The sequence below is a fragment of the Calothrix anomala FACHB-343 genome, assembly GCF_014696435.1.
In the GTDB taxonomy this organism is placed as follows: domain Bacteria; phylum Cyanobacteriota; class Cyanobacteriia; order Cyanobacteriales; family Nostocaceae; genus Aulosira; species Aulosira anomala_A.
This window is the reverse complement of sequence record NZ_JACJQG010000030.1, coordinates 86052-98380: the sequence shown is the minus strand read 5'-3', so window position 1 is coordinate 98380 and position 12329 is coordinate 86052. Positions and strand designations below refer to the sequence as shown.

Genomic DNA, 12329 nt, shown 5'->3' with positions numbered 1-12329 from the left:
CTGCCCGGTTGGCAGACCTTATGGCGAGGCTGGTTGCGATTACAGGATATGTGTTGGGCTGCTGATTTGATTACCCAATCACTTTAAAAGATGTTGGTAATGACAAGCCCTTATAGGGTGAGGGCGTTTTTGCACATTTGGGATGCTCCCCTCTCCCACAGTAATGGAAGTGCGTAGCGATCGCACTAAATTTAGGCAAGGCGCGTAAATCAACAAAGCATTCTCTACAATATTTATTTACAACTTGTCCCAATTTGCATCTCGGCGGACACCCAAATAGAGGTATCTTTTTGGCTCGCAAATACGCTTAACGAATAAAAATTACTTCTTTAGAGAGATGACAAAAAAATTATTTACTAAAAAATATAGCCTTCACTTTAATTTACAAAACTTCCTGCGTCGAAAACAGGTTGTAGTAAATTCCATACTCCTATTCACCCTCGCTTTTTACCTGACTTCTCTTCCCATTACCTTTGCCAACCAACCAGCAACTAAAATCCCAAATGTTCAATTTGCGCCAAATCCAGAAAAGCTGATTGAAAAAGGTGAACAGCTTTATCAATCAGGGAACTTTTCTCAAGCAGTGATAGTACTACAAGCAGCTGTTCGCACCTATAAGCTGCAAAAGGACAATATTTACCAAGCCGCAGCTTTGAGCAATCTGGCTTTGGTATATCAGCAATTAGGCTTGTTGCAGGAAGCTGAAAATGCTATTAATACCAGCTTAAACTTACTTGGTTGGGATGTAAAAGATCAAAAGTTAAAAGTTAATCATCAAAACTCAGAACCTTTGGAAGTTCTGGCGCAAACCTTTGACATTCAGGCGGGACTGCAACTATCCGTGGGACAGTCAGAAGTATCTTTAACTACTTCCCAAAGAGCGGAGAAACTTTGGCAGCAACTAGGAAATGGAGATAGAGTAACATACAGCCGCATCAACCAAGCTCAAGCCTTAAGGGTTTCTGGCTTCTACCGCCGTGCATTAGATACACTGCAAGCGGTTAACAAACAGTTGCAAACCCAACCCGACTCACCGATGAAAGTCGCTGGTTTGCGATCGCTAGGAAATGCACTGCAACTAGCGGGTGATTTTGAGCAATCTCAGCAAGTTCTCCAACAAAGTATCAATATCGCCCAAAACCTCAAATTACCCCAAGATATCAGTATTGGAGAATTTAGCTTAGGTAACACCAAAAGAGCCGCAGGTGATTTTGCTAGCGCGATCGCTCATTACCAAAAAGCTGCTGAAGTTGCACCTACCCCCTTTACCAAAATCCAAGCCCAAATCAATCAACTGAGTCTGCTGCTGGAAACCGAAAAAACCGCAGATGCCAAAGTACTTGTTCCCATTATCCGATCGCAACTGGCTAATTTACCACTTAATCATTCAAGTTTATATGCCAGTATACATTTTGCTCGGACTATTAAAAATCTTGGTGGCAATCAAGACATTGCCCAGATACTCGCAAAAACTGTACAGCAAGCGCAAACTCTGGGAGATAGGCAAGCAGAATCCTACGCGCTGGGCAGTTTAGGGGAAGTATACGAACAAACTCAGCAGTGGAATGAAGCCCAAAAATTGACCCAGAAAGCATTATTGATTGCGCAAGAAATAGATGCTTCTGATATAGCTTACCTTTGGCAATGGCAATTAGGAAGGTTGTTGAGAGCCAAGGGGGATATAACAGCTGCGATCGCATTCTACGATGCAGCAGTTGCCACCCTGCAATCTCTGCGTAGTGACTTAGTTGCAGTTAACCGCGACGTACAATTTAATTTTCGCGATCGCGTCGAACCTATTTACCGTCAGTCAGTGGAATTGCTTTTACAAGAAAAGGGAGAAAACAAACCAGACTTAGATAAAGCCCGCAAGCGCATTGAAACTCTACAACTAGCCGAATTAGACAATTTCTTTCGAGAAGCTTGCTTAAATAACCAATTTGTGGTTCTCGATCGAGTAGTAGATCAAGATAATCCTCATACTGCTATCTTTTATCCCATTATTCTCGAAAACCAGTTAGCTGTTATCCTCAAACTTCCTAACAAACCTCTGATATATAAAAATAATGTAGTGAGCCGCCAGCAAGTTGAACAAGTTGTCATGCAATTAAGAAAAGATATTGTTCAACCTGAAAAAACTAAGAAAGTTAAGGAACTTTCAGAGCAACTTTATAACTGGCTAATTCAACCAATTGCCGATGAGTTAAAAACTAGTGGTGTCAATACACTAGTTTTTATTCCCGATGGACTTTTGCGAAATATTCCAATGGCTGTATTGTATGACGGTAAAGAATATTTAATCGAAAAATATGCCCTCGCTCTTAGCCCTGGATTGCAACTCTTTACACCCCAACCATTAACAAAAACTAACTTTAATGCCCTGGCTGGAGGACTTTCCGAAATCCCCAAAAATGAGAAATTTGCACCCCTGCCTAACGTTAAAAATGAACTAAATAAAATTCAGAAATTAGGCGTTAGGACTACTACACTACTAAACGATCAATTTATCAGCACAATTTTAGAAAAAACAATTAACGAACAACCTTACAGAATTGTTCATTTAGCAACACATGGAAAATTTAGTTCAAAAGCCACAGAAACTTTTATTTTGGCTTACGACAAACGCATTTATGTTGGTGAACTTGATACATTGCTCAAGAGTAGAAGTGAAAAACGTAGCGAACCTGTGGAATTGCTAGTTTTAAGTGCATGTGAAACCGCATCTGGAGACAACCGCGCCACATTAGGTTTAGCCGGAGTTGCTATTAAAGCTGGTGCGCGAAGTACATTAGCTTCATTATGGAATATTAATGATGATTCAACAGCTTTCTTTATCAGCGAATTTTACAGCCAATTAACTACTGGTAAAACGACAAAATCAGAAGCACTACGTCAGGCGCAAATTAAAATGTTAAAGAGTGATAATTACAGTCGTCCTGCCCAATGGGCACCTTATGTGCTTGTGGGTAATTGGTTATAAGCTGTTCCAAATCTAGTGGTCTGTCCCATTAATTTTGCTGGGTAAAAAACGAACCACGAAGACGCGAAGTGCGCGAAGGAAGAGAAAAGTAGTAGTAGGGGCACGGCACCAGTAAGATTATTGTATATACGAGAAGATTGTCGATGCCGTGCCCCTACAGTGTGGTCTATTTACCTGAAAATTGCTGTAATATTTGTAGTGCGGGCATCGTGCCCGCGCGAGCAAGATGTTTGTCCTTTGGACACGCTACGCGAAAGCACTACTTATTTTTACTTGATACCTAAGAGACTTCCAAATAAAAAAATAGCCAATCACTGAGCGAGCAGAATTTGATAGTCGCCTCACCATATTCCCTATTCCTCCAAGGGAGCTTTGGCAATGTTTCCCAATTTAATAGACTCCAGCAAACTTTGCCAATCGCTTTCTAAAGATGCATTATTAGGATTAGCTTTACGCAATTGTGCTAGTAAATTTAAAGCATCAAACCAAATGCCATTTGCAGCATAAATAGCAATCTTATCTTGCGGTTGTGCTGTCGCTATTTGGTTTGCCAAACTAGAGTCCAAATTGATTCGCTGTACATCACCTTCAACATAAATTGGAATGCTAGCACTATCTTGTCCGCTACAATTGACCTTGAAAAACCAACGATAGGTTTTACCTACTTCTAATGGTAGAGTTGTTGATGGTAATTCAACATTTATCACTCCTGGTTTTGCTCTTAGAGATACAGCATTTTTATAAACTTCATTTTCTTGACTATCCTGCAAGACAAACTCCGCACTTGCATTAGCAATCTCTTTTGTATAAGGAACGTAAAACCAAAAACTTGGACGTTCATCTGTAGTTAATCCCCACACATCCATTGAGATTGTCGAAACTGATTTATCACCAGAATTTTTGGCTGAGTCACGTTCTTTAAATGGTACTAAAGCCATTAAAGGTATCTGTACATAGGGACACAAATTCCGGCTTCCCATGCCAATACTGCGTCCTGATATAGTGCTGAGTCCGGCTGGGGGTTTTGTCCAACGGAAAATAGGTCGAGATTGATTTTTTGGAGGAGAAACTGGTTTATTAGACGATGCTGGTTTTGGAGAAGAGCTTGGTAATTGAGTTTGGGCTTTAACCAATACTGGATATTGAATTACATTGCTCAATATCAGCACAGTCGGCAATATCCATTTTATTGATTTAAACGATGATTTCATAGCTATAATTATCACAATAAAAGTGATTTATGATTTTTTATCTAATTTTTAGGTAGCAATATTTTTTAAATTATGCTGTATTTCATCTTGATGAATGAATTATCTAAAAAGTTAAATTACATATCCTCAAAAAGTTGATTTTTTAATTATTATTTAATAATAATCTTTTATTAGTTTGGGATTTTCGCTTATGCGTAAGAATGCTTAAATTTTTGATGATGACTATATTTAGTATTGAAGCCTAGATACCTATTTATTAGTTGGCTTTTCTCGTTTTATTGACTGAATTCAAAGAATGAATGTACCTATTTTCTAAAATGTTGGACAGGACACAGATGCTTGCCAAGAACTACGCAGATTTACTTGCGGGGAATAGGCAACCAGCTTAATATCACCATTACCATCAACCACCCACCCTTGAGCTTCGACAATTTGCGTAGCAGACTTGGCTAATATTGGCGTGACTTGCACTTGGTTAGAAGTTGCAGGCTTTTGTGTTACTCTCACCCACTCTGACAACATACTGACATCTTGTAATGGTTGATTGGGGCTGATTGGCAATCCCCCCCTTCCAGTAGCGGTAAAGGAACTCTGACTTTGCCGACTACCAGGGGTGCAACCGTTGGCAATTTGCCCAGAAACATCGACGACATTAGTAGATAGTTGTACTAAACCGCGACTGGGATCAGCATCTGGGGTGTTAATTTGTATAGTGCCGCTTAAAGAAGGGTTTGCTTGAGAAACGGCGGTGATGTCATTGCTTGGCAGTTGATATGGGTCTAAATCCAGTGGACGCAATCTTTCTAGATCTTGTCGGCTAAGTGGTGCGATGCCAAAGATATTAGTCGCGTTAATTTGGATTTTGCCGCCAGCACCGTTGAATGCATTGGCAGTAATATCGCTATTTTCATTGGGTGCAGCGACAAGAAATTTTGAGTTGATATTGATGTTGCCGCCATCACCGCCTTGTTGCTCAGTACCTGCGTTGGTAGAAATTTGAGCGCCACGACGCAGCAATAGTAAATTGCTGTTGAAGTTGATGTTACCACCCTGATTGCTTGCTGTTTCTGCTGAGATCAGACTTTGATTATCCAGTGTCAATTTTCCTGCCCGAATGTCAATATCGCCTCCTTGACCACTACCCTGACTATTTACAGCAATTATTGCTCCATCCTGAACAAGGACGGTTCTGGGGTCAATAAAAATACTACCAGCATTTCCTGTTGATCCAGGGGTTGTGTTAGCATAAAGCCCACTAGCTGCGCCTGTATTGTCCGGATTGCCTTGAGCAAATTGAAAAATTCGGTTTTTATAGGTCGGATCGCTGCCAGATAAAGTAATTTTGTCAGTGACGTTAAGGATGATATTACCTGCTTGTCCACTATCATAGGTAGTCGTGATTACCTGTCCACCATTTATTGCTTCAAAGGTGTCAGCATTAATGGTGATGTTGCCTCCGGGTTTATTGTTGAGTGTGCGGGCATTAATCACACCGCCATTACTCAGCCGCAATAAAGGCGTATTTACAGTAATAGCGCGTCCTTGACCTAACGCCCCAAGTTCTGCACTGGTAAATAACCCGCTAGAAAATCCACTGACTCCAACTCCGTCTATGACGACTGCATCACGAGCATTAATGGTGATATTTCCAGCATCTCCGTTGCCGCGTGTTAGGGCTTGCAGTTCAGTCCCATTGCTCAAAAACAGTGAGCCAGTGGCAATTTGCAGGTTTCCGCCCTTTCCTGTACCACTAGTTTCAACGTTGCTAGCAATATAGTTTCCTGTCTGCCCAAAGATATCCATTCGGCCAATTAAAGAAATGGTATCACGGGCATTGATAGTAATATTGCCTGCGTCTCCTTGCCCTAAAGTTGCAGAGCCTATGCTAGCACCCTCACTGAGGAAAAATGACCCAGTTGTAATCGAGATATCTCCACCTCGTCCATTGCCTGTTTGTTTTACCTCACTGATAATTGCACTGGAACGAAGGACACCTTCAATTATCCTCCCTGTCAACAAAACATTATCTCGTGCATTGATTGTTATGTTTCCTGCATCTCCTTGTCCAAACGTCCTAGAAGATAGGAAAGCACCGTCAGCCAGAAAAAGTGAACCAGTTGTTATGTTGATACCACCAGCTTTGCCTTCAGACTCACGAAGTATATTATTAAAGATGCCACTCAGCTTGTTCTCGCTGCCTATGCCATTAATACTGACTGTATCATCAGCATTAATGCTTATTGTACCTGCATTTCCTTGACCATACTCTGCTCTAGCAGACAGTACACCTCCATTGGAGAGAGTGAGCGATCTAGTTGTAATGTTGACATTGCCGCCATCACCCTGCCCTCTTTTGTTAGCAAATAACTGAGCGCCATTACTGATTAAAAGTGACCCTGCATTAATATCAATATCTCCTCCTCTGCCTTCCCTCTGCCATGCCGTATAGCTTAGTATAGAACTTGTTCCTCTTGCATAGACAGGGATAGTAGAGTCAGCGCCTGCATTGTCAATAACCACAGCATCATTAACATTGATTGTTATCTTGCCCCCATCTCTTCTGTTGGCGCTGGACTCCACTGTACCTCCGCCACTAACTTTTAGCGATCTGGCGGTAATGTCAATATTCCCACCTCTGCCCTCTTCTCCTGAATAACTGTATACTGTGCTAAAAACAATTATGTTTTGAAGACCAATGTCAGGGTCAGGATCGACAAATGTGAAAAGGGATACGCCGTCAATAATTACGGTGTTACGAGCATTTATTTTGATACTCCCTGCATTTCCGTTTCCATCTGTAAATGTGCCGATGCTACCACCATCAGTTAAGAAAAGCGATCCAGTTTCTACCTTAATGTTGCCACCATCTCCAGTCGCCCCAAAATAAACAGAATTTCCAATGTTAGCCAATGGCCCTATGGTAGTTGTCTCAGTTGTATTAAGATTAATGTCTCCTGCTTGACTCGCAGTTGAACCTAAACCTGCACCAATGCCAGCATCAATAGTCGTCGATGAAACTTGCAAGTTCCGGGCATAAATTTCAACACCTCCGCGATCGTTTCCTTTGACTGATAAAGCACTGTTTACAAGAGATATATCACTTCGTGCTATATTCTCTGGAAAATTCAAGCTCAACAGATTTCCATCCCCATTCAGCCCAACTATCCCTGCACCTAAAACTCCGCCCAGATTAATCTGTCCTCCCAGCGCTTTTAAAGATCTAAAGTCTGGATTATCTGGATTAGACTGACCTTGTATAGTGATTGGGCCTCCCACAAGAGTAATGGTTTTTGCTGGATCAACAGCTAGAGATCCCTCAAGCCTAATTGCCCCTGGTTGTTGTCCTCCATATTGCAAGCCAATCGGCACATTAATTGCCAGCAAGTCGGGTGGTTGCGGATGAATGGCACTAAATTCACTACCATTTTGGAAGACAAAACTATTGGCGGTGCTAGCCAGAAAAGAACCCCGAATGTCTAGTTGAGCATTGGGCCCGAAGATAATACCATTTGGGTTAAGCAGGAACAGGTTGGCATTACTGCCTTGAATTTGAATCAAACCATTAATCGAAGAAAGACTACCACCTGTGACACGAGCCAAAATATTTCTGATACTGGCAGAACTCTCAAACTTAGCCACTTCGCCTGTATCTAAGTTGAACTTGCCAAAACTTTGAAAAAGATTATTGCCAACAGTTCGTCCCGCTCGTTGCGGAATGAGATAATTTGGGCCTGTCAAAGTCTCTTGAGGAGCCAGCGTACCGTCAAGGGTAATATTTTGAGCCAGCGCACACATGTTAGAGAAAGTAAATATTGCTCCACTAAGAACAAAAGCACTGACTAGCTTAGTTTGCCAACTGGGTTGTCTTAGCAGTTGAGTTATTGAACTAACTTTCTTGGAAAGTTTTGTAGAAGAACCGGTTTGAATTGGAACTGATTGGTTTTTCACGCAGCTGGCAATTTTTTGGCAATGGCAATCTGTCAATATTTAATCATAAGTTGAATAGTCCATAGAAAAGCCGATCAATTTAGACCAAGATGAAGTTGGAAGCAAGAGTCAATCCAACAGTATCCTGAACGATCGCAATTAAGTTGCCACGGTCATAGATTGCTGTATCAAATGCGCTAGAAGAGCCGTAGCCAAGGTCTCTATTTTGATATAAATTGTAGCTGCCACCACGATAAACTTGAATCTTGTCACCCTCAACAGCACTGAAATCCTGAATAATCGCTTTGTTGGCGTCACTACCCAAAATTATTGTCCCATTAGTATACGGAGAACTGGAAGCGTCACCAAGGACAAACTTATCTGCACCAGTTCCTCCCTTCAAAGTATCGATTTGATACACAGATGAAGATCCATAGCCTACAAGGTAATCATTTCCATCGCCACCATATAGTTCATCACTTTCCGTACCACCATATAGGAGATCATTTCCATCGCCACCAAATAGATCATCACTTTCCGCACCACCATATAGGAGATCATTTCCCGCACTAGCATCTAGAAAATCATTACCATTCCCGCCGGACATTGTATCATTGCCCACGTCCCCAAATAGCCAATCGTTTGAGCTACCCCCATAAAGATAATCATTTCCAGCAAAACCAAAAAGCGAAACACCACCTGAGAAAGCAGAGGCATTAAGAATATTATTACCATCACCACCAGCCAAAACTGCATCTTCAATACTAATCAAGGTATCAGTTCCGTTTCCAGTCAGTCTGGTATTGGTAAGGACAAAGTTAAAATTGCCTTGTTCAACAACAGTATCGTAACCATTACCTCCATCAAGGGTATCGTTACCAGCTCCGCCTGTCAGCTGATCAGGCATATCACCGCCAAAGATGTAATCGTTTCCTCCTTTACCATCGATTACATCGACTCCTATATAACCATCAAAAGTGTCATTGCCATTAGTCAAGGTAAACACATTTGGTGTGCCATCAATACGGTAAGGCATAAGTTTCTCTTTGTTGATGTAATAAATTGACTATGTTGGAAAAAAGAATTGAAAGGATGCAGAATTACTGTATCTGCTTCCCTCTGTTGTTTTATTAGTTGGCCTTTTATGGTTTATTCACTCAAAAATACTGAACGAGGAATTTTTTGAGAAAAGCCGATAACTAGTGCTGCTAGGCAGAAGTTCAAGAAAATGAGAGCAAGCTAGGTCTAGGATAATGGGTAGCTCTAATGCTAGTAACTCCAGTATTTAGCGATCGCAAAGGAATATCTCAGAAAATACAGCAGATTGCTTGTGAGGGACTGCCAAAAAATAAAACATCTTCTTTAGGATAATGATAATTATTATAACCGGGGAGAAAGTGGCAGTCGCTTTTTCCCCTCCTTTTTGTAGTAAATTCAGTAATAATGATTGAATTTTTGGGTGCAGCAGAGGTGTCTATGGTATTAACTTCTTCCCTAAAACAACTATTGAAACAAATAGCATTTCAATTAAAAGGTGCTGCAATAGGCTTTCTTTATAGCATCAACAGTCCAAGGTTTTGGTTTAGATGGACACAGACTTGCTCCCCTCGGAATTAGGATGGAATCGAGATACTATCCGTAAAGGGATGAAAGAATTAACTAGTGCCATTACCTGCGTTGAAAATATGAGCGCAAAAGGGCGCTATAAGGCAGAATCCATTTACCAAATCTGTTAAAAGATATCAGACTATAACTAGCCTATGCGTCCTCGTTTAGAAATTATTGAAATATTCTCTACCTTTGCCCAACTAGAAGCAGATAGATTTAGCAAATGGCTAACAGAAGTTAAGTTGCGCCGGAGTATGCAAAATAATTTGGCAGAGATCGCTAATAATCAAGACCAGGCAAATAAGTTTACAGAAAATTTTTGGGCGTTTTATTGGTATAAAATATGGCGTTCAAACTCTCATTTAAGTAATCTGGCAAAAGCACATTTATCAGCTTATTTGCAGGAAACTTGTTATTGGGCAGCCGAAAAAGCGATCGCTAAATTTGCTGTTTTTCAGTATGGATTAGCTGATTATTTCCAAATGGGCATTGCAGAGTTAGAAACTATCTTACAAGGGTATAACCCAGACAAATCCACGGCTTTGAAAACCTATGCCACCATAGCCTTTCCCAGCAGATTGAAGGATCTGCTGCGCCAACGCAAGGAAGCGGATATTTGCACAAACTGGGGACTTTTACGCAAGGTGAGTAAAAAAGTAGTGCTAGAGGCGCTGCAAAATGCTGGATTATCCCCCACACAAGTCGCCCAATATCGCCTAGCTTGGACTTGCTTCCGGATGCTATATCTGCAAAATCAACCGGGAGGAATACAAAAACTGCCCCAACCAAATCGTCAACTATGGGAAAATATTGCGCATCTCTACAATAGCGAAAGACTCAGCCAGCTAACTTTCCCCACCGCAGAATGCAACTGGGAAATGATTGCGGAATGGCTGAACAAAACTACTATTTATGTACGTAATTATCTTTACCCTAGTGTTAGTTCTTTATACGTATATAATCAAGACGAAGATTCAAATTCGGAGTTTGACATCAAAGATCCAACTTCTGAATCATTGCTAGCTGATATTCTTGCCCAAGAAGAAGCTCAAAACCGCCGCAATCAAATCTCGCAAATGAATGATGTCCTGCTGTCAGCCTTAGAAGGACTGGATTCTCAATCTCAGAGGATACTCGAACTCTATTATCAACAAGGCATGACACAGCAACAGATTATCCAAGAGTTAAAAATCAGCCAGCCTACAGTTTCCCGTCGGTTACTCAAAGGTAGAGAATCATTACTCAAGGCCTTGATTGATTGGAGTCAAAAAGCACAGAATATTTCCGTAAGTTCCAACCAAATAAAAGATATGAGTGCAGCTTTGGAAGAATGGTTGAGAATTTATTATGCAAAATCTAGCTTTAAGGCTTCAACCGTATGAGGTATCAAAAATGATAAGTATGTTTACGGAACCAACGGAATTATTATTAGAAGTATCGCCATTATTGCGATCGCAGTCTTGGCAAAATAGCCAAATTTATGCAAATCCTAGCAGTCGTTGGTGTGCCTATATCAATCAAATTTGTTTGGATGTGTTTTTAGACTGGGTAAAACAAGAGTATTTTCCTGATGCCGAGATTTGGTATAGCAGTGCAGATATGCCAAGTTTTTGGGAGTTTGTCAACGGAACGGCGATTTCCTTCGGTGGTAAGAAGGTAGTGTTAATTCCCAGCGAAGCAATTGACTCTCGAGAGTTAGAAATTCCCCAAGAATGGGTGGATATTCAGAGTTGGGCAGCAGATTATTATTTAGCAGTGCAAGTCAAACCAGATGAGGATTGGGTGCGAGTTTGGGGTTACACCACCCATAAGGAATTGAAATCACTTGCAAATTATGACTCCATTGACCGCACCTACTGCTTGCCAATACAACATATTACCAAAGATATTAATGCCTTCTTTTTAACTTACCAATTTTGTCGAGAAGAAGAAACCCAAGCAGCGATGCCTGCGGCAGGCTACGCCAACGCATCCTTACCAGAATTAACAGCAACCCAAGCAGAAAACCTTTTACAACGGTTGGGTAACCCTAGTGCAAAATTTTCCCGGCTGGAATTACCATTGACAATTTGGGGAGCGTTACTAGAGCAAGAACATTGGCGACAGCAATTGTACAATTACCGCCAAGGCAAAATAAAAGTTAATCTTAGTCAGTGGTTAGAAGGATTGTTTTCATCAGGCTGGGAGGCTTTAGAAATATTTTTTGGTACAAACGGTAGCAGTATGGCTTTAGGATTGAGGAGTGGCTATGGTTTGGGAGAAGTTGCAACCAAGCGAGCCAAGTTGATTGATTTGGGAATGCAATTAGATTCCAAAACTGTAGTTTTACTCGTTGCTCTCATACCTGAGGTAGATAGACAAATAAGCGTGCGAGTGCAATTACATCCGACTGCTGGGGAATTCTATTTACCAGAAAATATTAAATTAGCTTTACTTTCGGAATCTGGAGATATGCTTCAGGAGGTGGAAGCTAGAAGCCAGGATAACTTTGTACAACTGCCACGTTTTGATGTGGAATCGGGAGAAAACTTTTGCATTCAAGTAGGATTAAATAACTTTCAAATCAGAGAAAATTTTATATTTTAGTCATTAAACAAAGACGG

At 41.0% G+C, this 12329-nt stretch carries 6 protein-coding genes and 1 pseudogene; 4 read left to right on the top strand and 3 right to left on the bottom strand.

Annotated elements, in window-relative coordinates; all coding sequences use genetic code 11:
- Positions 1-337 precede the first annotated feature (337 nt).
- Positions 338-2980, top strand: coding sequence for a CHAT domain-containing protein (locus H6G08_RS18295; protein WP_190545463.1), 2643 nt, complete (start codon positions 338-340; stop codon positions 2978-2980).
- A 353-nt stretch (positions 2981-3333) separates the two neighbouring features.
- Here the strand turns inward: H6G08_RS18295 and H6G08_RS18290 are convergent, their stop codons facing one another.
- The 3 genes from H6G08_RS18290 to H6G08_RS18280 all read right to left on the bottom strand — a co-directional run bounded on the left by H6G08_RS18290 (position 3334) and on the right by H6G08_RS18280 (position 9154).
- A complete protein-coding gene (locus tag H6G08_RS18290) occupies positions 3334-4191 on the bottom strand; it encodes a DUF928 domain-containing protein (RefSeq protein WP_190545461.1) in 858 nt (285 codons plus the stop codon).
- A gap of 312 nt (positions 4192-4503) precedes the next feature.
- Positions 4504-8139: a two-partner secretion domain-containing protein gene (locus tag H6G08_RS18285; RefSeq protein WP_190545460.1), complete on the bottom strand. Its 3636-nt coding sequence runs from the start codon at positions 8137-8139 to the stop codon at positions 4504-4506.
- A gap of 79 nt (positions 8140-8218) precedes the next feature.
- The gene (locus H6G08_RS18280) at positions 8219-9154 is read right to left on the bottom strand and encodes a calcium-binding protein (RefSeq protein ID WP_190545459.1); all 936 of its coding nucleotides are present in this window, start codon (positions 9152-9154) and stop codon (positions 8219-8221) included.
- Positions 9155-9594: 440 nt separating this feature from the next.
- Between H6G08_RS18280 and H6G08_RS37550 the strand changes: the two are divergent.
- The 3 genes and pseudogenes from H6G08_RS37550 to H6G08_RS18270 form a co-directional block, all read left to right on the top strand.
- Positions 9595-9865: pseudogene (locus tag H6G08_RS37550) on the top strand (ISAzo13 family transposase); the annotation flags it as partial.
- A 13-nt stretch (positions 9866-9878) separates the two neighbouring features.
- Positions 9879-11108 carry a sigma-70 family RNA polymerase sigma factor gene (locus H6G08_RS18275; protein ID WP_190545458.1) on the top strand — a complete coding sequence of 410 codons (1230 nt, stop codon included), beginning with the start codon at positions 9879-9881 and terminating at the stop codon, positions 11106-11108.
- Positions 11109-11118: 10 nt separating this feature from the next.
- Positions 11119-12312, top strand: a complete 1194-nt coding sequence (locus H6G08_RS18270) for a DUF1822 family protein (protein ID WP_190545457.1) — start codon at positions 11119-11121, stop codon at positions 12310-12312.
- Positions 12313-12329: the final 17 nt, after the last annotated feature.